We start from the raw sequence: 23123 nt of genomic DNA, 5'->3' as shown, positions 1-23123 counted from the left end.
TTTGTTCGTTCAGTTTGATTTGCAACTCCCACGTCATTCCCGCGGAGGCGGGAACCCGGAATGGCGGGCTGTGCGCGCTTGCTCTGGGTCCCTGCTTTCGCGGGGATGACGAGGTTTGCCGGGCGGAGAGCTCGACATACTTGGCTCCCCTCCAGAACTTTCCCCCCTTGTACCGCGTTCCATGTGTTCCATCCTGACGGCGATGCGCTAGGGAAGTCGGGCCATGACTGACAGCGTCTACATCCGCCCCATCGCCCTTGTCCCCGGCCCGCAGAGCGAGGAGGGGGATGCCATCCGGCTGGCGGGGAGCATGGTCTATGCCCACCGCTTCGCAGTGATCCTGCGCGAGGCCGGAGGTGCGGTTACGCAGCGATGGACGTGCTCGCCCGCGACGATGCCGCAAGTGCTGGAGCAGCTGCCCGAAGACGTCGCCGCCGATGCCGCGCTCCAGTGGTCGAACCTTTCGCTTGCGCACCCTCCGCTGGAGCTGGGCGAGCGGACCGTACCCCTCGACCAGCCGCAGATCATGGGCATCCTCAATGTCACGCCCGACAGCTTCAGCGATGGCGGCGCGTTTCTAGATGATCCCGAAGTCGGGCAGGCCCACGCCGCCGCTATGCTGGAAGCGGGCGCGGCGCTGATCGACATTGGCGGGGAAAGCACGCGGCCCGGCGCGCAGGCCGTGCTGGAGCAGGACGAGATCGCCCGCATCCTGCCCGCCGTCGAATACACCGCCGCGATGGGCGGGGCGATCAGCATCGACACCCGCCGCGCCGAGGTGATGCAGGCGGCGCTGGGCGCGGGGGCGGCGATGGTCAACGATGTGTCGGGCCTGCGCTATGACCCGCGCGCGCCCGCGCTGGTGAAGGATGCGGGCTGCCCCGTGGTGCTGATGCATGCGGGCGACGGCACGGATTTGCACAAGAAAGCGGGCGATAGCGTGGTGTTCGATGTGTTCGATGCTCTGCGCACCATCCGCGACGATGCGGTGGCGGCGGGCATTCCGGCGGAGCGCATCGTGCTTGATCCGGGCATCGGCTTCGGCAAGCAGGTGGCGGACAATCTCGCGCTGATCAATGCGCTGCCGCTGTTTCACGCGCTGGGCCACCCGCTGCTGCTGGGGGCCAGCCGCAAACGGATGATCGGCGCGCTCAGTCACGAGGCTCCAGTCGAGAAGCGGATGGGCGGCTCCCTCGCGCTGGCGATTGCCGGGATGCAGGCGGGGGTTCAGTTATTGAGGGTGCATGATGTCGAAGAGACGGTGCAGGCGCGCAATGTTTGGCGGGGCCTGCGCGATGCGGCGCTGACCGACTTTGCGGACTTGCCCGCCGATTGATACCAGTGCGAATGATATGCAACCGGCCTGTCATAAAACAGGGCCAAGGAAAGCCATGATGATGACCAAACGCAAACCCCTCTCCGCCTCCATGGCTGTCGCTCTCCCGCTGCTGTTTGCTGCACCTTTGGCGGCGCAAGACACCAATGTGACGGTCGGCCCCGATGCCTTCCTGGCTGGCTATTACAAGGCGCTCGATGGCCAGATATCGATGCCCGTCGCGCCTCCCGGTGCGCCGCTGCCCAGCACCGCCGCGACCATCCAGCGGATCGCCTTTGGCAGCTGCAACCACCAGTCGCGCAGCCAGCATATGTGGGCGCAGATCGAGGCGACCAATCCGGACCTGTTCCTGCTGATCGGCGACAATGTCTATGGCGACACCAACTGGTCGGGCGATGCCGCTCTCTCCACGCTGCGCGCTGCCTATGACGAGCAATCGAGCCATGACGAATTCCAGCATTTTCGCGCCCGCGTGCCGATGATGACATCGTGGGACGACCACGATTTCGGCTTCAACGATGGCGGTGCGGAGTTTGCGTTCAAGGGTTTCGCGGAGGACATTTACGAGACCTATTGGGGAAGCTCGGCCGAAGTCCGCTCGCGCCCCGGTATCTATGAAAGCCGCACCTTCGGGCAGGGCGATCGGCGGGTGCAGCTGATCATGCTGGATACGCGCTTCTTCCGCTCCGACTTCGAGCGGATGCCCTACACCGAGGAACGCGCGCCGCTGGGGCCGTATGTGCCAAGCCAGGACGAGAGCAAGACCATGCTGGGCGGTGCGCAATGGGCGTGGTTGCAGCAGGAACTGGCCAAACCGGCGGACCTGCGCATTCTGGTATCGTCCATTCAGGTGCTGACCGATGCGCATGATTACGAAAGCTGGGAGCAGCTGCCGCGCGAACGCGCGAAGCTGTATGACATGCTGGGTGCGAGGGCGGAAAGCGGGCTGTTGATGCTGTCGGGCGACCGGCATTCGGGCGGGATCTACACCGATGTGCCCACCGGCGGTGGCGAACAGATGTGGGAGCTGACCAGCAGCTCGCTCAACCTCGCCTTCAGCACGACCGAGCGCAACACTGCGCGCGAGCCGGACCCCAAGCGGGTGACGGACTTCATCGCGGAGGAGAACTTCGGACTTGTGGAGATCGACTGGGATGCCGAAACGGTCAGTCTGTCCCTGCGCGGAGCCGAGGGCGAAGTGCGGGCCGAGCAGGTGGTTTTCTGGAATGCCCCTCCAGTGGTGGACGAACCCGAAACCCCCGGCGATGCTCCGCTGATCATGCGCGATGACCGGATGATTCCCGGCGGAGAGAACGAGCCGCAGTAGGACGCGCTAGAGCGAGTACCCGCCATCGGTGACGAGGATTTCGCCGGTAATGTTGGCGGCCGCGTCCGAAAGCAGGAAACCAATCTGTCCGGCCAGCTCTTCTGCTGTGGCGAACCGCCCGCGCGGGGTGTCGCCGGACATGGCCTTGATCGTCGCCTCGCGGCCATTGGCCTCTACCGCCTTGCGGAAATCGGGTGAGCCGTCCCACAATGCGGTATCGACGCCGCCAGGAGCGACAGCATTGACGCGGATGCCATGCGGCGCGCCCTCCAGCGCTGCGATCCGCGTCATGTGGCTGACGCCGGCCTTGGCCACGCCGTAAGCGCCGATCCCTGCTACCGCCTTGATCCCGGTGGCAGAGGAAGTGACGACCACCGAGCCGGACCCGCGCCGCTGCATCGCCCGCATCGCGTAGCTCAGCGTCAGGAACGCTCCGTCGAGATTGACCGACATGACCCGCCGCCAGCTTTCGAAACCGTGCTCGGCGATCAGGCCGGAGCCGCCGACCCCGGCATTGACGACCGCGAAGTCGATCTGCGGGTGGCTCGTGTCGAGGCGGTCCCACAAGGCTTCGTCGCCAACCGACCCCTCGATGAGGTCAGTCTCACAGGAAAGTTCAAGCGATTGCAGACCGGCGAGGTCCGTGTCGATCAGTATCAGGCGCTGAACACCCTGCACGTCCAGCCACCGCGCACAGGCTGCTCCGATGCCCGATGCGGCCCCGGTCACGAGGGCGGTGGAACCGGCGAATGATGTGTTGTTTTGCATGGGCCCCGCGCTACGGTCGGGCGGTCGCCATGTCGAGAGGGATGGTATCGGAGAAAAGTCCTTAAGCGGGGACGATCCGTTCCATCAGCTTGCCCAGCGTCTCGCCCACCCATTGCTCGTCCACTTCGGAATACGGCGCGTGGATCGGCTTGTCCTGTACAACCTGGAAGGGGCTACGCTCGACCGCTCCGATGGAGACCACCGCGCGGCCCCGGTCCAATGCAACGCCGAGCCCGGCAATACGCTTGCCATGGACCTTGATGACAAAGCGCTTGGTGTCCTGAGAGCCGCCTTCTTCGTTGATTTCGATATCGGTGCGGTCTTCAACCGAGCCCATGACCAGTTCGACCAGACGCGCCAGTTTCGGCGCTTCATCGCGGCTCCAGCGGAACCTTTCGAACTGGCCGGCATCGACTTTGTTGGAAAGGGCGTCGCACGCGGCTCGAAAGCCGGAATGGTTCATCTCGCTCATGCTGCGTTATCGATCCCTAAATCACTGAGTTTGCGGTAAAGTGTCGATCGGCCAATGCCGAGGCGACGGGCGACTTCGGTCATGCGGCCTCGGTAATGTCCGATGGCAAGGCGGATGACATCGGCCTCGATCTCTTCCAGCGGACGCAAATTGCCGTCCTCTGTATAAAGCATCACGCCGATGGCTTCCTGCAAGGGAACCGCGTTTTCGTCCATCTCGCCAAGAAGCTCGGACAGCTGCGGAAAATCGCTCGCTGTCAGGGATTCCCCTTCACAGAAGACGGCGGCGCGGAACAGAACAGTCTGCAACTGGCGGACATTGCCCGGCCAGTCATACGCGCCCAGCAGGTTCAGAGCGCTATCGGCCAGCGACAAATGGCGCAGGCCTGGCTGCTCACCGATACGGACGAGGAAATGGCGCGCCAGTGCGGCGATATCGCTGCCTCGTTCGCGCAAAGGCGGTAAAGTGATGCGGGTAGCGCCAAGAGCTTCCAACAGACGTGCGTCGAACTGTTCGCCGGCGACGAGATCATCCATCGGCAAATTGCTGGCCGACAGAATGCGCACATCGACCTTGAAACCGTGCGCCGCGCCGACCGGGCGGACAATACCCTCGGTCAGCACATCGGCAAGGCGGGTTTGGAGGCCGGGCCCGAGGCGGTCGATCTCGTCAAGCACCAGCGTCCCGCTGTCGCAAAACTGGATGGCACCGATCTGCCGGTCGAATGCACCGGGAAAGGCGTCTGGTTCGTGACCGAACAATGCGGATTCAATCGAATTGGCGGGGATGCCGCCGATATTGAGGAAACGATTGGGAGCTTTCGCGCGCGGGCTTGCGGCCAGCATCGCGCGCAGCAGCATTTCCTTGCCGGTGCCGCTTTCGCCCTCGATCAGCACATGGCCGTGGCCGCGGGCCGTCTTTGCAGCGCGAGCGAGCGAGGTCCGAAATTCAGCGGCAGTGCCGATCATCGAATCGAAATCGAGTTCCGCGTCGATTTTCTCGGTCAGCGGCTGCAATTCGTCGCGCGGCGCTTCCTTGCGGGTGGCGCTGTTGAGCGCGGTCATCAGGCGATCGGGAGCGACCGGTTTGATGAGGTAATCGGTTGCCCCGGCACGCATGGCCTCCACGGCCAGTTGCGGGCTGGCGCTGGTTGTCAGCATCAGGATGGGCAGGGCCGGACGGCGGCTTTTCAATTCCTCGATCAGACCACAGGCATCGTCACCCGGCACCCATTGGTCCAGAATGATGGCGGACAGCTGCATCCCTTCGCGGGTGCCCAGCGTGGCAATGGCGGTTTCGCTGTCCTTGACGACGATCGTGCGCCAGCCCTCGCGCGCAGCGAGAGCGGTGACGAGGCGGCTCTGCGCCGGCTCATCATCGATCAGCATCAAAAGGCGGGTATCATCCTCTGCCATCGTTCCCCAAAACCGTCCCAGTGCGGTACAAGCAGTGTGGATACCCGCTCGGGGTAAAGTTCGTGTTAAGGCTGTCGGTAATGAGAGGTGCGGCTGGCGGGGGATGGGTCCAGACCGCTCTTGTAAGGGCCGATAGGCGGCGATAGGAACAAAACGTTCTTGCCAATTTGCCATCCTGGGGAAACATACAAATGGCCGCAAACGATATGGAATCTGCGAAAAGCACGTATGATAGCTTCATCGCATCGCTGAAATGGACGGTGCCTTTGATCTGCGTGATCACGCTGATCGTCATCGTTCTGATTGCCGACTGACCGGCCTTGCGTATTGCGATCCTGAAAGAACGTGAGGCGGGCGAGACCCGCGTCGCGGTGACGCCGGAAACGGCGAAGAAGTTTATCGGTCTGGGTGCGGAAGTCGCGGTCGAGGAAGGGGCGGGGCTCCATGCCTCCATCTCTGATGCCGACTACACAGATGCCGGTGCGAGCGTTGGCACGGCAGCAGACGCGGTCAAAGGCGCCGATATCGTGCTGGGCATTCGCGCCCCTGATCCCGCCTTGCTCGCCGGCGCCAAAAATGGCGCGATGGTTGCTGCTACGTTCGATCCGTTCCAGCGCCGGGATCTGGTAAATGCCTATGCCAAGGGCGGCTTGGAAGCGCTGTCGATGGAATTTATGCCGCGCATCACGCGGGCGCAGAGCATGGATGTGCTCTCCAGCCAGTCGAACCTTTCGGGCTACAAGGCGGTCATGTCGGCGGCCGATCAATATGGCCGCGCATTCCCGATGATGATGACCGCTGCCGGTACCGTGCAGGCGGCTCGCGTGTTTGTCATGGGCGTGGGCGTCGCCGGTCTGCAAGCGATTGCTACAGCCAAACGGTTAGGCGCACAGGTTTCTGCCACCGATGTGCGCTCGGCGACCAAGGAACAGATCGAATCGCTCGGTGCGAAACCGATCTTCGTGGAGGATGTCGAAGGCATCGAGGGCGAAGGTTCGGGCGGCTACGCGACCGAAATGAGCGAGGAGTACCAGAAGGCGCAGGCAGCGTTGGTCTCCAGCCATATCGCCAAGCAGGACATCGTCATTACGACCGCGCTGATTCCGGGCCGCGATGCGCCGCGCCTGATATCCGACGCGCAGATCGCCAGCATGAAGCCGGGCAGCGTGATTTTCGATCTGGCGGTGGCGCAGGGCGGCAATGTCGAAGGCAGCAAGCCGGACGAGCTGGTGGAGCGCGACGGCGTCACCATCATGGGCTATTCCAATACGCCGGCGGCTCTCTCGCCCGATGCATCGGCGCTGTTCTCGCGCAATCTGTTCAACTTTCTCTCCGCCTTCTGGGACAAGGAGACCGGCACAGTCACGCTCGACGAGGAAATCGGCGATGCCGTGCGGCTGACCAAAGACGGCATGATCGTTCACGAGAGGCTTCAAGCATGAAAAAACTGATTTTTCTGGCAGTGCCGCTTCTGGCGCTGGGCGCATGCGATGGCATGCAATCGGGTGCGAGCAGCTACAGCGCCGATGCCGCGAAAGCCGGATCGGATTTCCGCTTCGGCGCGCGGGACGTGGTGGCCAGCCTCGATCCGGTATGCGCGTTTACCGAGCAGGACGAACGGCTGGCCCAGTACGATCCGCTGCGCAAACGTCTGAATGCGCTGGAAGAACGGATTGCCGGAACCGCACTGGCCGTCGATCTGGCCATCGTGCGGGCGGATTACGAACATTACTGGACGGTCAACGAGGCCTCCTGCGGCGAGACCGATACCGGCGAAACGGCAGAGTTGCTGGCCGCAGAGCTGCAGAAGATCGCCAATGGCCTTGACCGCATGGAAGCGGCGGCCGGGGTAACTTGAACGATTAGGCCCGGGGAGGGCGCGCGTGGACTTCATTAGTATTCTGTCGATTTTCGTGCTGGCCTGTTTTGTCGGCTATTACGTGGTCTGGTCGGTCACTCCGGCGTTGCACACGCCGCTGATGGCGGTGACCAATGCGATTTCCTCGGTGATTATCGTCGGTGCGCTGATCGCGAGTGCCGAGGCGGGGAGTGCCGTGGCCAAGTGGCTCGGCCTGATCGGTGTGGTTCTGGCGAGTGTGAACATCTTCGGTGGCTTTGCGGTCACCGAGCGAATGCTGGCGATGTACAAGAAGAAGGAGAAGTGATCGTGGGCTCGCTTCTCTCCAAGATCAGGCCGACACTCGGTTTCACTGGGCTGACCGCATTGGTCGCTGCACCCGCACACGCTGCTTCGGGCGAAGCGGTCAACCCGTGGGTTGCGCTGGCCTATCTCGTGGCGGGCGTATTTTTCATCCTCGCGCTGCGCGGGCTGTCCAGCCCGGCCACCAGCCGGAGCGGCAACCGTTTCGGCATGATCGGTATGCTGATCGCAGTCGTCACCACGCTGGTGACGCATGACATCGCCAATATTGTGGAGATCGCGATTGCCATCGCCATTGGCGGTCTGATCGGTTTCACCATCGCGCGGCGCATTGCGATGACCGCGATGCCCGAACTGGTCGCCGGTTTTCACTCGCTGGTCGGTATGGCAGCGGTGCTGGTCGGTCTGGCCGCTTGGCTCAACCCTGGCGCATTCGGGATCACCGACGCGGCGGACCAGATTCTGGTCGTCAGCCGGATCGAGTTGGGGCTGGGCATCGCCATCGGTGCGATCACCTTCTCCGGATCGGTGATTGCCTTCCTGAAATTGTCGGGAAGGATGAGCGGTTCGCCGATCCTGCTGCCCGGTCGCCACATCATCAATCTGGGCACGCTGTTCGCCATTCTCGCGCTGATTGCAGCCTATGCCCTGTCGGGCGCGGGCGGGGCAGGCGAGGGGATGCTGATCGTCTGGATCACCGTTTTGGCCTTCGCCATCGGCTTCTTGCTGATCATCCCCATTGGCGGCGCGGATATGCCCGTCGTGGTGTCGATGTTGAACAGCTATTCGGGCTGGGCCGCGGCGGCGATGGGCTTCACGCTGGGCAACACCGCGATGATCATCACCGGCGCGCTGGTCGGGTCCTCTGGCGCGATCCTGTCCTACATCATGTGCAAGGCGATGAACCGCAGCTTCATCTCCGTGATTGCCGGCGGGTTTGGCGCGGATACCGCAACCGGTGGCGGCGAGGCGAAGGAACAGCGCCCCTACAAACAGGGCAGCGCCGACGATGCGGCCTTCATGCTGGAGCAGGCGGAGAGCGTCATCATCATCCCCGGCTACGGGATGGCGGTCGCGCAGGCGCAGCATGCCGTGCGCGAGATGGCCGATGTGCTGAAGGAAAAGGGCGTAGAGGTGAAATACGCCATTCACCCCGTCGCCGGACGGATGCCGGGCCATATGAACGTGCTGCTGGCCGAGGCCAATGTGCCCTATGACGAAGTGTTCGAGCTTGAGGATATCAACAGCGAGTTCGCGCAGGCCGATGTGGCCTTCATCATCGGGGCAAACGACGTGGTGAACCCGGCGGCCAAGACCGACAAATCCAGCCCGATTTACGGCATGCCCGTGTTCGATGTGGACAAGGCCAAGCAGGTGTTCTTCATCAAGCGCAGCATGGGCGGCGTAGGCTATGCCGGCGTCGACAACGATGTGTTCTACATGAACCAGACCGTGATGCTGCTGTCCGATGCGAAGAAGATGGTTGAAGGCATTGTAAAGGCGCTGGATTGACCCGCGCCCTGCTGGCGCTGCCCACCGTGTTGGGCGCAGCGCTGGTCCTGACAGGCTGTATCGACCGGGTGGTGGAAAGCCGGGTGGAGAGCGCGCTCGTCAAAAACGGCGTCTCGCAAAGCAATGCTGAATGCATGGCCGGGAGGATGGTGGACCGCCTGACAATCGAACAATTGCGCAAGCTGGAAGGGCTGGCCCCGCAGGCCGGTGAAAGCAAACGCCCCAGCGGCGTTCGCGACCTGCTGCGGCGGCTGGAGCGTGTGGGGGATACGGAGGTGCTCGCGGTCACCGGAAGCTCTGCCGCGCTGTGTGCCACGGGGCTGGTGGGTTCTTCTCGGTAGTTTTTCGCTCGCTGAGGCGCTGAAGCCTGAAGAAGATCGGCGCTCACAGAGGCACAGAGGCACGGAGGGGTGGTGCCTGCGGCAAAGCCGCTATCGAATGGCCAACCTCGCGGCGCTGGCCACCGCACAGTCTGAAAGCGGCTTCGCCGCAAGAGGACTCTCTCTGTGGCTCTGTGCCTCTGTGAGCGCCTCCTTGTTTGAAGCCCTCCGCGCCTCGGCGAGCGCAATTCCAGCGCCGCTCTTGCAAAAGCGGCCTCCACAGGCTGTATGCATCGCAGGGAGGATGGGATTTATGACGAAGCTGTTGCTGGGCGCATCTGCGCTGGTTTTTGCCACGCCGGCCTGGGCGGAGATATACGAGGTCGAGCCGGGCGAGGGCGCGCAGGAGCGGCTGCAGGAAGCGCTGATCCTTGCCGAGCCGGGCGATGAAATCGTGCTTGGCGCGGGCCGCTTTGTTTTGACCGACGGAATCAGTCTGGACGTGGACGATGTGACCGTGCGCGGGGTGGGGATGGATGCCACCATCCTCGATTTCACCACACAGGCAGGGGCCGGCGAAGGCTTCCTGATCACCAGCGACGATGTGACCCTGCGCGATTTCGCGGTCGAGAACCCGAAGGGCGACGGGATCAAATCCAAGGCCGCCGACAATATCGTGTTCTACCGCCTGCGTGTGACATGGACCGAAGGCCCCAAACCCACCAATGGTGCCTACGGCGTCTATCCGGTGGAGGGGACCGGCGTGCTGATAGATAGTGTCGTTGTCTCCGGCGCGTCCGATGCAGGCGTGTATGTCGGCCAGAGCAAGGACATCACCGTCCGCAATTCGATCGCGCAATACAATGTTGCCGGGATCGAGATCGAGAACAGCCGGAACGCGATCGTCGAGAACAACATGACGCTGCACAATACCGGCGGCATTCTGGTGTTCGACTTGCCCGATCTGCCGGTGATGGGCGGCGGCGATGTGATTGTCCGCAAAAATCTGGTGACCACCAACAACACCCCGAATTTCGCGCCCGCAGGCAATATCGTGGCCGGCATTCCTAAAGGCACCGGCGTGATGGTGATGGCCAATGACAATGTGCTGGTCGAAAACAATCTGATCGCGGAAAACGACACCGCGCAGGTGATGGTGATTGCCTATTCGCAAACCTTCACCGATGCCCGATACGATCCCTATCCGCGCAATGTGCTGATCGGGGAGAATCTCTACACCGGGGGCGGGAAGGACCCGTATCTGCCCGGCGCAGAAATGCTGCTGGCCGCTTTTGGCGGATCGCTTCCGGATGTGCTGTGGGACGGTTTGGCGAAAGAGGGGACGCCCGCTCTGTTCGCTGTCGAAGGCACACGCGGGTGGTCGCTCAATCTGCCGGTGCAGGGGCAGGGTGTGGCCAATGCGCAGCCCGGACCGATGGTGGTCGATACGCCCGCTTCGCTGATTCTCGATCAGGTCACCGGAGCCCCTGCCGAACTGGCGGCGCGGATCGCGGGATGATGCGGAATGCGGGCCTTTTGGGGGCAGCGGCGCTTGCGCTGTCGGCGGTCACGCTGTCGGGTGTGATTGCAGCCAAGGATGCCGAGCCATTGCAGGTCAGCGATATTGCTGTTGCGACACAGAAATTCCCGCGTGCCTTGTCCGAATTCGGTTTCTTCAGCGATGCTGCGGGGCAGGTTCCAGTGCCGGGCGTGGTCCCCTATCAGCTCAATACGCCGCTGTTCTCGGACGGCGCAGACAAATTGCGGTTCGTCTATATTCCCGGCGGAGCATCGGCAGTCGCGGGCGACGAGAACGAGGTGCTGGCTTTCCCGGTTGGCAGCGCGCTGATCAAGACATTCGCTTTTGGTGAGGGGGAGGACCGGCGGCTGATCGAAACCCGCGTCCTGCTCCACCGCGCCGATGGCTGGCTGGCGTTGCCCTATCGCTGGAACGCGGAGCAGACCGATGCAAAGCTCGCGCTGGCAGGCGGTAGGCTGGACCTGACGACCCCTGCGGGGGAGGCGATCAGCTACCGCATTCCGAACAAGAACCAGTGCAAGGAATGCCACGGGGTGGAGGGTGCGGTGGTGCCCATCGGCCCCAAGGCGCGCAATTTGTCGCATGACTGGCTGGCCCGGCAGGTGGCGCATGGACGGCTGGACTTTGTGCCCGCCAATGCCGGCACCATGCCGCAATGGGGCGCGGGCGATTCTGCAGAGGCCGAGGCGGCGGCGCGGGCCTATCTGGATGTGAACTGCGCGCATTGTCACCGGCCCGGGGCCACCGCATCGAACAGCGGGCTGGACCTGCGGTGGGAGCAGGGCGACCCGATGAAGCTGGGCATCATGAAGCGGCCCGTAGCCGCAGGACGCGGCTCTGGTGGACTGGATTTCGACGTGGTACCGGGGCAGCCGGACCAGTCGATCCTGCTTCACCGGATGAAGAGCGCGGAACCCGGCGTTGCGATGCCCGAACTGGGCCGAGCGACGATCGATCCGGAAGGCGTTGCAGCGGTCGAGCGCTGGATCGTGGAACTGGGGCAGTAACGCACGCCAACAGGGGCAATCGCCATGAAGAGATTTCTGAAGGTTCTGGCCGTTCTGGCTGTCCTGCTCGGTGTGCTGTTTCTGGTATTCCGCACGCCGGATACCGACGCGGCCGAGATGCGTGCGAAATACGGGAGCGAGGCTTCCCAATTTGTCGAGCTGCGCGGCGGGCAGACATTCCATTTGCGCGATGAAGGCCCGCGCGATGCGCCGGTCGTAATGCTGATCCACGGGGCCAATAGCAGCCTGCATACATGGGATGTGTGGACCGACCAGCTGAAGGACAATTTCCGCGTGGTCCGCTTCGATACTGCTGGCCACGGGCTGACCGGACCTGCCGCCGATGGTGAATATACCAAGGCGCGCTATGTCGCGGATATCGATGCGATTGCCGATCATCTTGGGCTCGACACCTTCGTGATCGCGGGCAATTCCATGGGCGGCTGGATGGCGACATCCTACGCCATCGCGCATCCCGAGCGGGTCAGCGGCCTCGCTCTGCTCAACGCCAGCGGTGCGCCGCGTATCGAGGGCGAGGGGCAATTGTATCTGGGCGCAATTCTAGCCTCAATGCCTGTGGTGCACAACCTGATGACCTCCATCACCCCGCGCAGTCTGGTCAAGTCCAGTTATAAAGGGGCGGTGGCTGATCCAGCTGTGATTACCGAAGAGAAGGTCGACCGGTATTGGGAATTGCTGCGCTATCCCGGTAACCGTCAGGCCGTGCTGGACCGCAGCAATACGCCGCGCGGCGGGCCGTTCGACACCGGCGATATTGCCGCGCTGACCATGCCCGCGCTGGTGATGTGGGGGGATGAGGACAAGGTCACTCCGCCAAGCGGCGCCGACTGGTATGAGGAGCATCTGCCGAACGACCGCGCGATCCGTTATCCAGACGTGGCCCATGTGCCGATGGAGGAAATTCCCGAACGCTCGGCAGCCGATTTGCGCGGCTGGATCGAGGATGCGGTGGTGGAGCCTGCCACCGAGGCGGTTGACACTCCCTAGCGATAGGGCAAGCACTGCCGCTTCAACCCTGCGCGCCGATCAGGCCCTTGCAGGGGATATCAGGAGCGTTGTGCATTGCGTAAATTGGGCATGATCGGGGGGATGAGCTGGGTCTCCACCGGAATGTATTATCGCTGGATCAATCGCGGCGTTCAGCGGCGGGCGGAGCCGATGGCGAGTGCTCCGCTGCTGATCGAAAGCCTGGATTTCCGCCCGCTCTTCGGGCTCGACGATGAAGCCGATTGGGACCGCGCGGGCGATGTGCTGGTCGAAAGCGCCAAACGGATGGAGGACGCCGGGGCCGGCGCGCTGATGATCTGCGCCAACTCGATGCACCGGCTGTATGACCGCGTAAATGAAGCGATCAATATCGATGTGCTGCATATCGCCGATTGCGTCGGCGCGAAAATGGCGAAGGAAGGCGCGACCGAAGCGGCCGCCCTGATCGGTACGCGCAATGTGATGACCGAAAGCTTCTATCGCCGGCGACTGGTCGCCCACGGGATCGATCTGATGCCGCCGGACATGGCACAGGTCGGCGAAGTGAACCGGATTATTTACGAAGAATTGATGGCCGGCGAGGGCACACGGTCCTCCCAGCGGTTCTTCAAGACGATGATCACCCGGATGGAACAGACCGGCGCCAAGGCGGTGATCTCCGCCTGCACGGAGCTGGACATGGTCATCGACGTCGACGCCAATGTTCTGCCGATTTTCGATTCCGCGCGCATTCATTGCGACGCGGCGGTGGATTGGATCATGGGCGACACCGAAGCCTAGGCCGCACTGCACAGACTGGCACACACCCACGCCGCCTTGTCGGACTTGTCGCGGTGTTGCCCGATTGTTCCCGTTGTCGCGGGGCAAGGCTGCGCCTATCCGCACAGGCAATGTCGCGCTCCCGCCTTGCTGCCGATCCGCTGCGCTCTCGTGGGCGTGAGTTCTCCGCCGGAGGCGAGGAAACGCGCGGGCCGCGCAGCGCATTCCAGCGCGACCGCGACCGCATCATCCACTCCATCGCCTTCCGCCGCTTGCGCGGGAAGACGCAGGTCTTTGTCGCCCCCGATGGCGACCATTATCGCACCCGTCTGACGCACAGTCTGGAAGTCGCGCAGATCGGGCGGACGATTGCCCGCGCACTGGGTCTGGACGAGGATCTGACCGAGGCGCTGTGTCTGGCGCACGATATCGGCCACCCGCCGTTTGGCCATGCGGGAGAGAAGGCGCTGGACGATGCGCTCCAGCGTCATGGCGGCTTCGATCACAACGCCCAGACCCTGCGCACGTTGATGCGGCTGGAAAGCCCCTATTGCACCCATGTCGGCCTCAATCTCAGCTGGGAAATGCTGGAGGGGCTGGCCAAGCACAACGGGCCGGTGACCGCGCCGCATTGGGCACTGGCGGAGCTGGACCGCGACTATCCGCTGGATCTGGCGGCATGGCCCAGTCTGGAAGCGCAAGTGGCGGCGGTGGCCGACGATATCGCCTACGACAATCACGATATCGATGACGGTCTGCGGGCAGGCTTTCTCAAACTGGACGATTTGCTGGAGCTCGATTTCGTCGCCGATTTGTGGCGCGCGATCGAGCTGCGCTACCCCGATGCGCGGCAGGAAACGCGGCTGCGCGAATTGGTGCGCGACCAGATCGGGGTGATGGTCAACGATGTGATTTCCACCGCGCGGGAGCGGATGAAGGGGATTTCCTCGCGCGAGGAGGTCGCTTCTTATCAGGGACCTGTGGCGGGTTTTTCCGACACGATGTTCGAGCGCGAGCGGCGTCTCAAAACCTTCATGTATGACCGGCTGTATCTGCATTCCGATCAGACACAGACGGCGGGCCGCGCGCAAAGCGTCGTTGCGAAACTCTACGCTGCCTACGAGCAGGAGCCTGATCTGATGGGCGGGCGCTGGGCCGCTCAGCTGCCGGCGCAGGAGCCGGAGCGCAGCCGCCATATAGTGGACTATATCGCCGGGATGACCGATAGTTATGCCATGGCGCAGCACGCAAAGATCTACGGCACAGTGCCGGAGGGCCTCAGCAATGTCTGAGGTTACGCGGATTGCTCTGGTGGGTGCCACGGGGCTTGTCGGGCGCGCGGTCATGGAGGCCTGCGTCGGGCGCGAGGATGTGCGACTGGTGGCGCTTTCCCGGCGCGAAGCCCCCATCCCCAAGGGTGCGCGGATGGAGATGTTTGTCGCCGATCCGGCCAATTGGGGCGATGTCTTGCAGGATTTGCGGCCCGAAGTGCTGGTGAGCGCGCTGGGCACCACCATTCGCAAAGTGGGCGGCGACAAGGACGCGTTTCGCGCCGTGGATTACGATCTGGTGGTCGATACGGCGCGCATGGCGCATGAAGCGGGCGTGGAGCGGATGATTTCGGTCAGTTCGGTCGGAGCTGATCCGCATTCGGACAATTTCTATCTCAAGACCAAGGGCGAGGCCGAAAAGGCGTTGATGAAAGCCGGTTTCAAGCGGCTGGACATCCTGCGGCCCGGCCTGCTGCGCGGCACCCGCACCGCCGATCTGCGCCCGCTGGAGGGGCTGGGACGCATGGCAAGCCCGGCGATGGATTTGTTGCTGCGCGGAAAATACACCAAGTACCGCTCCGTTCATGCGAGCCTGATGGCCGAGGCAATTCTGGCCCTTGCCATGCGCAAGCAGCAGGGCAAGTTCGTCCACGAGCACGAGGGGCTGCACCGCGCGGCCAAGCTGTTGCCGGCTCTGGAAGGGTGAAAGCCCAGCCGGTTAGCGCGCTATGCTCGAATTCTTCCATGGTCTGATTTTTGCCAGCGACGCGGCGCTGGTGGCGCTGGCTGGCGGTGCATTTCTGGTGCTCGCGGTGGTGGCATTGCTGGCCGAGCGCTGGCGCAATGCCCGAGTCCGGATCGACCGGATCGGCTGGGTCCCGTGGACCGGCGTCTTCCTGTTTTCAGCCGTGATCGGAGCAGGGCTGCTGGCGCTGGCGATCCCGGCGTTGCTCAAAGGGGGATGAAGTTGGTGCAGTAGGGGAGGAATGTTTGTTTTCTGCACCCCATCCGGGGTGCAATCTCCTCGCTCATGCGACCTGAAGGTCGCGTCGCTGCGGGCGGCCAGTCGGCCTTGCGGGGCCTGGCGGCCCCGAACCATTCCAGGCAATTAGAGTTGTAATCAGTTTCGGTCCGCAACCAGCGGACCCAAAGGGCGACCGCCCGCCGGCCGGTTAGGCCGGAGCCAAGCGGGCCGGATGGCCCGCGCCCGGCGTTTGAGGGTCGCTTGCCCTACAGGCAAGCCTCAAGATACGCCTGATCGAAGCCGAACTGGCGCGCTTTTTCCAGCGTGTAGGGGCGCAGGCCGCTGGCGCGGAATTCGCCGATGATCTTGCCGTCTTCGCTCTCGTCCAGATATTCGAACTTGAACAGATTCTGCGTCACGATCACGTCGCCTTCCATCCCGATCACTTCGGTGATGTCGGTGGTGCGGCGCGAACCGTCGCGCAGACGTTTCACCTGCACGATAATGTCGACCGATTCAGCGATCTGGCGCGAAATGGCTTCTTTCGGGATCTTGATGTCGCCCATCAGGATCATGTTTTCCATACGGCCCAGGCACTCGCGCGGGCTGTTGGCGTGGAGCGTACACATCGAACCATCGTGGCCCGTGTTCATGGCGGCGAGAAGGTCGAAACATTCCGCGCCGCGAATCTCACCCAGGATGATGCGGTCAGGACGCATACGCAGGGCGTTCTTCACGAGGTCACCGATGGTAATCGCGCCCTGGCCTTCAAGGTTCGGCGGACGCGTTTCCAGCGGCAGCCAGTGAGGCTGCTGCAAGCGCAATTCGGCGGCGTCCTCGATTGTCAGCACGCGCTCGCCCGGGTCGATCATTTTCGACAGGGCGTTGAGCATGGTGGTTTTACCCGAACCCGTACCGCCGGAGATCACGATGTTCATCCGGCAGGCGCCTGCGATTTTGAGCGCGGTGCACATCTTGTCGCTCATCGAACCAAAGTCCTTGAGCATGTCGAGGGTGATCGGCTTCTCGGAGAACTTACGAATGGAAAGCGCCGTACCGCGCAGTGACAGCGGCGGCACAATGACGTTAACACGGCTGCCGTCCTTGAGACGGGCGTCGGCCAGCGGTGTGGTCTGGTCGACGCGGCGGCCAACCTGGTTCACGATGCGCTGGGCGATCTGGAACAGATGCTGCTCGTCGCGGAAGCGGATCGGTGCGATGACCAGCTTGCCGCCTTTTTCAATATAGGTCTGGTCGGGGCCGTTGACCATGATGTCCGACACGTCGGGGTCGTTCAGCAGCTCTTCCAGCGGGCCGAAGCCCAGAAGCTCGTCGATCAGGACTTTTTCCAGCGCGAATTGCTCGCGGCGGTTCAGCGTGACCTTCAGTTCGGCCAGCACTTCCATGATGATCGGGCGGAATTCCTCCGACAGCTCTTCTTTGGAAAGGGTAGAGGCCGCTTCCGGGTCGACGCGTTCGAGCAGGCGGGGAAGCACCTGTTCCTTGATCTTGTGGACGCTGGCTTCGAATCCGCCGACTTCCTGCTTCTCGTGGATCGCATTGGCGCGGTCCGCAAGGCGGGTCATTGCGTCGTCTTTGTTCGGCTGCGCGCCAGCGACATCCATCGCTTCTGCGGCGTCTTCGCCGGGCAGAGGAGGGAACTGTTCACCGCCCGGTGGGGGTGCCTTGTCAGCTGGAGCCGCTGCCTCGCCGCCCTTCATCGGGCGGGCAACACCGAAGGATGAGCGTCCGCCGCCGGGTCCATTCTTGCGTCCAAATGCGCTCATCGTTCCAATTCCCTCGGAGGTAATCCGTTATTGTTGTTGCCGGCCCGTCTGCGCACCCATCTGACAACAGGGCGAAGAAGGCCTTCTGGAAAATGGTGAATAGGCAGGAAACCTTATTTTTTTCCTAAATGCGAGAGGCCCCGATTGGTTTCGGCATTGGACGTAAGGGTGCGGCGCGGGTTAGGGGCGCACGCCGACTGATGGATTTTGAGGAGAAACCGGGCCGTGCAGGACAATGAACGGACCGGGCTTTTGCTGGCGATGGCCGGGTTTGCCAGCTTGTCGGTCGGCGATGCGGTGATCAAGACGATGTCCGGTGAGTGGTCGCCGCTCGCTGTGGGCGCGCTGCGATTCACCATCGGGGCGATTGGCCTGTCGGTATTGCTGTTCTGGAAAGAAGGCGCACGCGGTTTTCGGCCCAGTCACCCCTGGCTGCAACTGGCGCGCGGATTTTGTCTGGCAGCGGCAAGTCTCTGTTTCTTCTGTGCGATTTACCTGATGCCGCTTGCCTCGGCGATGGCGTTGGCCTTTGTCGCGCCGGTTCTGACCGCGCTGTTCAGCGGGCCATTGCTGGGGGAGAAAGTGCGCCTGCCGACCGTTGTTGCTTCGGTGATCGCGCTATGCGGAGTAGTGCTCGTCTTGCGGCCCAATCTGGCGGCGCTGGGTCTGGCGGCATTTCTGCCGCTCGCATCGGCGTTTTTCTTCAGCATGATGATCATCGCCAATCGCGCATCGGGCGGGCAGGGCAGTGCGCTGTCGATGCAAGTCTTTGTCGCTCTGATTGCCGCGCCGCTGCTGCTCGTTGCCGCGGTTGCCGGTCATTGGAGCGGCATTCCCATGCTGCAGGTGAGCGTCCCGGACTGGAGCGTGCTAGCCCGCTGCGCGCTGGTGGCGGTGACGGCAAGCACGGCGCACTGGCTCGCCTATCTGGGCACGATGCGCGCCGGAGCAGCAACAATCGCCCCCACAACCTATATTCAGATGCTGGTTGCTATTACGCTGGGCTGGTGGTGGTTTGGCGATGTGCCCGACGCGGTCACTCTGGCGGGCGCTGCTATCATCATCGGTGCCGGGCTGATCCTGTGGAGCAGCACACCCTCGGCTGCTCCCGCCACTGCGGAGAAAGTGCAGCGCTAGTAGTATAGTAGGATTTTGCGGCTAATAGCGCGGCAACCATAATCGAAGTTTTGGCTTAAGGAATACAAAGCGATGTGCGGCATTATCGGCATTGCAGGCACGGCGCCTGTTGCAGACCGGCTGGTCGACGGCCTGAAACGGATGGAATATCGCGGCTATGACAGCGCCGGTGTCTGCACTCTGCATGAAGGCGCGCTGGTGCGCCGCCGGGCAGAGGGCAAGCTGGCCAATCTGGTCGAGGAAGTGTCCGGCAATCCGGCGCCCGGCCTGCTCGGCATCGCGCACACCCGCTGGGCCACCCATGGCGCGCCGACGGCTGCGAACGCGCACCCGCACGCCACCGATCACGTTGCGCTGGTCCATAACGGCATCATCGAAAACTTCCGCCCGCTTCGCACGGAGCTGACCGATGACGGGCGCACTTTGGAGAGCGAAACCGATAGCGAGGTGGTGGTCCACCTGATTTCGCGCGAAGTGGAAAACGGCGCGTCGCCGCAGGAGGCTGTGCAGACCGTGCTACCCCGCCTGCGCGGTGCGTTCGCGCTGGCGATTGTGTTCCGCGAGCATCCGGACATTCTGATCGGCGCACGGCGCGGTTCGCCGCTGGTTGTGGGCTATGGCGAGGGCGAGATGTTCCTCGGCTCCGATGCCCTGGCGCTGGCTCCGCTGACGCAGAAAATCACCTATCTGGAAGAAGGCGACTGGGTCGTGCTGACCCGCGATACGGCGGAGATTTTCGACGGCGAGAATGCGCCGGTCGAGCGCCCGATAGTCACTTCGGGCGCATCTGCCGCTGCAGTGGAGAAGGGCAATTATCGCCACTTCATGCAGAAGGAGATTTTCGAGCAGCCGACCGTCGTGGCGCAAACGCTCGCCAGCTATATCCGGCAGAGCGACGAAAGCGTCGCCTTGCCGCAGATCGATTTCGATCTCTCGGCGGTGAACCGGATCACCATCGTCGCGTGCGGTACGTCTTTCTATGCCGGAATGGTGGCAAAATACTGGTTCGAGCAGTTCGCCCGCGTGCCGGTCGATGTCGATGTGGCGTCGGAGTTCCGCTATCGCGAGCCGGTGCTGGAAGAGGGCGGCTTGTCGCTGTTCATTTCGCAAAGCGGGGAGACAGCGGACACGCTGGCGGCTCTGCGCCATTGCAAGGAAGCGGGCCAGACCATCGCGGTGGTCGTCAACGTGCCGACCAGTTCCATGGCGCGCGAGGCCGATTTGTTGCTGCCCACCCATGCCGGGCCGGAAATTGGCGTCGCCTCGACCAAGGCGTTCGCCTGCCAGCTGGCCGTGCTCGCTGCGCTGGCCGCGCATATGGCGGTGAAGAAGGGGCAGATGTCCCGTGCAGAAGAGCAGGACGTGGTGCATCATCTGCTGGAGGCACCTGCCGCTCTGAACGCTGCCCTCGATCACGACGACGATATTGCCGGGATGGCGCATCTGATCGCGCCGGCCCGCGACGTTCTGTATCTGGGCCGTGGCCCGGACTACCCGATGGCGATGGAAGGCGCGCTGAAACTCAAAGAAATCAGCTATATCCATGCCGAAGGCTACGCTTCGGGCGAGATGAAACACGGGCCGATTGCGCTGATCGACGAGCATGTGCCTGTAATCGTGCTGGCCCCCAGCGGACCTCTGTTCGAGAAGACGGTGTCGAACATGCAGGAAGTGCGCGCACGTGGCGGACAGATTGTGTTGATCTCCGACGAGGAAGGTCTGGAAGAGGCCGGCGAAGGCTGCCTCGCCACCATCTGTATGCCCAAGGTCCATCCCCTGATCGCGCCGCTGGTCTATGCCGTGCCGGTGCAATTGCTTGCCTACCATGTGGCAGTGGCAAAAGGCACGGATGTCGATCAGCCGCGCAACCTCGCGAAGTCGGTCACGGTCGAATAAATTCTGCTTTGCGGGCGCCTGACGCGGAATTGGGCCCTATCCTTTACCCCGCGCTAACCTTTCTCCTCTAGCGCGGGAGGCGTGACGGAGAGCGCGCCAAACCGTAGGCAATTGCCAGCCAAACTGCCGATTGCAGGGCTACTCGGCCTGCGCGATTCGGGGGATATCGACTGGGCGCATCTGCGGGCGATCCAGCATTCCGTTCCGGCATCGAAAATTTCCCTGCGTCTGTTCGGACATGGATTGCTGGCGGCGATTGCAGCGACCATTCTTTATCCGATCCTGCCAACGGCGTATCTCGTCGGCTGGTTCGCTCTGGTGGCGGCATCGCTGGGTCTGATGTTTCAGGCCGATACGGATTTGCAGGCCAAACCCGGTCGCCCCTTGAGCAAAGGTTCCGCAGCGCGTCATCTGCGCGGAACAATTGCTGCTGCGATTACGTGGAGTATGTCCACTCCGCTCGCGTGGCTGTTCGGGACGACCAGCGAAGTGCTGGCCATCTGGGCGGTTATCGCCGCGGTCATCACCGGCATCACCATCACTCTGGGCACAGCGCCGCTCGGGGCAATCCTCTTTTCGGTGATAGTCATGGTACCGGGCGCGGTTATTCTGGCACTGTCGGGCTGGTGGGCCGCATCGGTCGCCGCAATCCTGATGCTGGCTCTGGCCTGCTGGGGCTTCATTGTCCGGGCGGAGAATTTCCTGCGCGGCAATCTGGCCGAGGCCGGGATGAACGAGCGTTCGCAAGTCGTGTCGCTCTTGCTGCGAGAATTCGAGGAAAACGAAGCCGACTGGCTCTGGCAGATCGATACATCGCGCCGCATTCGCTCGGCTTCCCCGCGTTTCGCGTTTGCGCTTGGCTGTTCCAGCGATGACGCAGAGGGTCAGCCGTTCCTGCAATTAATCTCTGGCGAGTATTGGGAAACCGGCCAGTTCCCCAACAGCCTGCACGATCTGGCCGAGCGCCTGAAGCGGCGCGAGAGTTTCTCCAACCTGCTGGTGAAAGTCACCATTGGCGGGAAAGAGCGCTGGTGGGAGCTTTCGGGCACACCCATGCTCGATAATCACGGCAAGGATGTCGGCTTCCGGGGCGTAGGCTCCGATGTGACCGAGCAGCGCGAATCGAGCGAGAAAATCGCTTATCTGGCGCGCTACGACACCCTCACCAATCTGCCCAACCGGCTGATGCTGAACGAGGCTCTGGGCGACGCCATGCGCTATGCCCGTCAGTGGCGCTCGCGCTGTGCGTTCCTGATGATCGATCTGGACCGCTTCAAGCAGGTAAACGATTCGCTCGGACACCAGGTGGGCGACCGCTTGCTGGAGCAGGTGGCCCTGCGGCTCAAAGAAGTGTGCGGCGAAAACGAAGTATGCGGCCGGCTGGGCGGCGACGAGTTCGCCGTGGTGATCCGCGAGGCCAAGGATGGCGAGATCGTCAATTCCGTAGCGCGGCGCTTGATCGCGCGCCTTTCGGAGCCTTACGCGGTCGACAATCACACGCTCTATGTGGGCGCCAGCGTCGGGTCCGCAGTGGCCCCGCGCGATGGCAAGACTGTCGAAGAATTGATGCGCAACGCCGACCTGGCGCTTTATCGTTCGAAGGACGAAGGCGGCGGGGAGCATTACAAATACGAGCCCTCGCTCCACGCTTCTGCCGAAGAGCGTCGTCAACTCGAATTCTCCCTGCGCAAGGCGCTCGAGCGCGACGAGATGCTGCTCCATTATCAGCCGGTTGTGGACTCGAATACGGAAGAGTTGGTCGGGTTCGAGGCTCTGGTGCGCTGGGACAGCAAGGATCACGGCTTTGTCAGCCCCGGCAAATTCATCCCGCTGGCAGAAGAAACCCGCCTGATCGTGCCCATCGGCACATGGGTGCTGGAGCAGGCCTGTATCGAAGCGGCCAAATGGACGTCCAATGTGCGGATCAACGTCAATGTTTCACCCGAGCAATTGCTGGAGCCCGATTTCGCGACCACCGTTGTCCGCGCTCTGTCACGCAGCAAACTCGCGCCGCAGCGGCTGGAACTGGAAGTGACCGAAAGCATCTTCCTGCGCGATGCCGATGTTGCCCGCTCTGCATTGGAGCAGGTGATGGCTCTGGGTTGCCGGGTGGCGCTGGATGATTTCGGTACCGGCTATTCCTCGCTCGGCTACATCCGCAAATTGCGTTTCAGCACGATCAAGGTGGACCGCACCTTCGTGCAAGGGGCGGCTCAGGGTGCGGCTGAAAGCGTCGCGATCATCCGCGCCGTGGTGGCGATGGCGGACAGTCTCGGCATGTCGACGACAGCCGAAGGCGTCGAAACATCCGACGAAGCGGCGCTGATCCGCGATCTGGGCTGCACCAAGATCCAGGGCTATTACTTTGGCCGCCCCATGCCGTCGGGCGAGGCACTGGACGTTGTCCACCGCGCCAGCCGGATGCGCGCCTGATTGTCAGGCC

General features: G+C 62.8%; 22 protein-coding genes. 18 read left to right on the top strand and 4 right to left on the bottom strand.

All coding sequences use genetic code 11. The annotated features are described in order from the left end of the window. Positions 1-223 precede the first annotated feature (223 nt). Positions 224-1336: a dihydropteroate synthase gene (gene folP / locus ACFCW2_RS01390; RefSeq protein ID WP_379547623.1), complete on the top strand. Its 1113-nt coding sequence runs from the start codon at positions 224-226 to the stop codon at positions 1334-1336. Between the two features lie 55 nt (positions 1337-1391). Further along, positions 1392-2663, top strand: a complete 1272-nt coding sequence (locus tag ACFCW2_RS01385; RefSeq protein WP_379547621.1) for an alkaline phosphatase D family protein — start codon at positions 1392-1394, stop codon at positions 2661-2663. A gap of 6 nt (positions 2664-2669) precedes the next feature. On the opposite strand, the gene ACFCW2_RS01380 is transcribed toward ACFCW2_RS01385, so the two are convergent. From ACFCW2_RS01380 to ACFCW2_RS01370, 3 genes are all read right to left on the bottom strand, one after another. Beyond that, positions 2670-3431 (bottom strand): SDR family NAD(P)-dependent oxidoreductase, encoded by a 762-nt coding sequence (locus tag ACFCW2_RS01380; protein ID WP_379547619.1) that lies wholly within the window; start codon positions 3429-3431, stop codon positions 2670-2672. Between the two features lie 61 nt (positions 3432-3492). After that, positions 3493-3903 carry a hypothetical protein gene (locus ACFCW2_RS01375; protein WP_379547617.1) on the bottom strand — a complete coding sequence of 137 codons (411 nt, stop codon included), beginning with the start codon at positions 3901-3903 and terminating at the stop codon, positions 3493-3495. Continuing rightward, positions 3900-5318 carry a sigma-54-dependent transcriptional regulator gene (locus ACFCW2_RS01370; protein ID WP_379547615.1) on the bottom strand — a complete coding sequence of 473 codons (1419 nt, stop codon included), beginning with the start codon at positions 5316-5318 and terminating at the stop codon, positions 3900-3902. Before ACFCW2_RS01370 ends, ACFCW2_RS01375 begins: the two co-directional genes overlap by 4 nt. A 191-nt stretch (positions 5319-5509) precedes the next feature. Between ACFCW2_RS01370 and ACFCW2_RS01365 the strand changes: the two genes are divergently transcribed. From ACFCW2_RS01365 to ACFCW2_RS01305, 13 genes are all read left to right on the top strand, one after another. Beyond that, positions 5510-5632 carry a hypothetical protein gene (locus ACFCW2_RS01365; RefSeq protein WP_379547613.1) on the top strand — a complete coding sequence of 41 codons (123 nt, stop codon included), beginning with the start codon at positions 5510-5512 and terminating at the stop codon, positions 5630-5632. Positions 5633-5638: 6 nt separating this feature from the next. Then, the gene (locus tag ACFCW2_RS01360) at positions 5639-6760 is read left to right on the top strand and encodes an NAD(P) transhydrogenase subunit alpha (RefSeq protein ID WP_379547611.1); all 1122 of its coding nucleotides are present in this window, start codon (positions 5639-5641) and stop codon (positions 6758-6760) included. Further along, positions 6757-7176 (top strand): hypothetical protein, encoded by a 420-nt coding sequence (locus ACFCW2_RS01355; RefSeq protein WP_379547609.1) that lies wholly within the window; start codon positions 6757-6759, stop codon positions 7174-7176. The genes ACFCW2_RS01360 and ACFCW2_RS01355 overlap by 4 nt, the downstream gene beginning before the upstream one ends. Positions 7177-7201: 25 nt before the next feature. Continuing rightward, the gene (locus ACFCW2_RS01350; protein WP_379547607.1) at positions 7202-7483 is read left to right on the top strand and encodes an NAD(P) transhydrogenase subunit alpha; all 282 of its coding nucleotides are present in this window, start codon (positions 7202-7204) and stop codon (positions 7481-7483) included. Between the two features lie 50 nt (positions 7484-7533). Then, complete coding sequence (locus tag ACFCW2_RS01345; protein ID WP_379548904.1) at positions 7534-8991, top strand: NAD(P)(+) transhydrogenase (Re/Si-specific) subunit beta; 1458 nt, start codon at positions 7534-7536, stop codon at positions 8989-8991. Further along, positions 8988-9332 (top strand): hypothetical protein, encoded by a 345-nt coding sequence (locus ACFCW2_RS01340; protein WP_379547605.1) that lies wholly within the window; start codon positions 8988-8990, stop codon positions 9330-9332. The genes ACFCW2_RS01345 and ACFCW2_RS01340 overlap by 4 nt, the downstream gene beginning before the upstream one ends. Positions 9333-9624: 292 nt before the next feature. Beyond that, positions 9625-10830: a parallel beta-helix domain-containing protein gene (locus tag ACFCW2_RS01335; protein WP_379547604.1), complete on the top strand. Its 1206-nt coding sequence runs from the start codon at positions 9625-9627 to the stop codon at positions 10828-10830. After that, on the top strand, positions 10827-11858 hold the full coding sequence (locus tag ACFCW2_RS01330; protein ID WP_379547602.1) for an SO2930 family diheme c-type cytochrome: 1032 nt from the start codon (positions 10827-10829) through the stop codon (positions 11856-11858). Before ACFCW2_RS01335 ends, ACFCW2_RS01330 begins: the two co-directional genes overlap by 4 nt. Before the next feature lie 24 nt (positions 11859-11882). Continuing rightward, positions 11883-12866 (top strand): alpha/beta fold hydrolase, encoded by a 984-nt coding sequence (locus ACFCW2_RS01325; protein WP_379547600.1) that lies wholly within the window; start codon positions 11883-11885, stop codon positions 12864-12866. A gap of 75 nt (positions 12867-12941) precedes the next feature. Continuing rightward, positions 12942-13646 carry an aspartate/glutamate racemase family protein gene (locus ACFCW2_RS01320; RefSeq protein WP_379547598.1) on the top strand — a complete coding sequence of 235 codons (705 nt, stop codon included), beginning with the start codon at positions 12942-12944 and terminating at the stop codon, positions 13644-13646. A 110-nt stretch (positions 13647-13756) separates the two neighbouring features. Continuing rightward, positions 13757-14917 carry a deoxyguanosinetriphosphate triphosphohydrolase gene (locus ACFCW2_RS01315; RefSeq protein WP_379547596.1) on the top strand — a complete coding sequence of 387 codons (1161 nt, stop codon included), beginning with the start codon at positions 13757-13759 and terminating at the stop codon, positions 14915-14917. After that, entirely contained in the window at positions 14910-15602 is a 693-nt protein-coding gene (locus ACFCW2_RS01310) for an NAD(P)H-binding protein (RefSeq protein ID WP_379547594.1), read from the top strand. Before ACFCW2_RS01315 ends, ACFCW2_RS01310 begins: the two co-directional genes overlap by 8 nt. A gap of 22 nt (positions 15603-15624) precedes the next feature. After that, complete coding sequence (locus tag ACFCW2_RS01305) at positions 15625-15861, top strand: hypothetical protein (RefSeq protein ID WP_379547592.1); 237 nt, start codon at positions 15625-15627, stop codon at positions 15859-15861. A gap of 265 nt (positions 15862-16126) precedes the next feature. Here ACFCW2_RS01305 and ACFCW2_RS01300 read toward each other — a convergent pair whose 3' ends face one another. Beyond that, positions 16127-17647 carry a CpaF family protein gene (locus ACFCW2_RS01300; RefSeq protein ID WP_379547590.1) on the bottom strand — a complete coding sequence of 507 codons (1521 nt, stop codon included), beginning with the start codon at positions 17645-17647 and terminating at the stop codon, positions 16127-16129. A gap of 225 nt (positions 17648-17872) precedes the next feature. Between ACFCW2_RS01300 and ACFCW2_RS01295 the strand changes: the two genes are divergently transcribed. From ACFCW2_RS01295 to ACFCW2_RS01285, 3 genes are all read left to right on the top strand, one after another. Further along, positions 17873-18784 (top strand): DMT family transporter, encoded by a 912-nt coding sequence (locus tag ACFCW2_RS01295; protein WP_379547588.1) that lies wholly within the window; start codon positions 17873-17875, stop codon positions 18782-18784. Between the two features lie 72 nt (positions 18785-18856). Then, on the top strand, positions 18857-20680 hold the full coding sequence (glmS, locus tag ACFCW2_RS01290) for a glutamine--fructose-6-phosphate transaminase (isomerizing) (protein WP_379547586.1): 1824 nt from the start codon (positions 18857-18859) through the stop codon (positions 20678-20680). Positions 20681-20791: 111 nt separating this feature from the next. Further along, the gene (locus ACFCW2_RS01285) at positions 20792-23113 is read left to right on the top strand and encodes a putative bifunctional diguanylate cyclase/phosphodiesterase (protein WP_379547584.1); all 2322 of its coding nucleotides are present in this window, start codon (positions 20792-20794) and stop codon (positions 23111-23113) included. Positions 23114-23123 lie beyond the last annotated feature (10 nt).

This window comes from Qipengyuania algicola, assembly GCF_042492175.1.
GTDB lineage: Bacteria > Pseudomonadota > Alphaproteobacteria > Sphingomonadales > Sphingomonadaceae > CAJXSN01.
The sequence above is the reverse complement of the archived record's forward strand: the minus strand, read 5'-3'. Positions and strand labels throughout refer to the sequence as shown.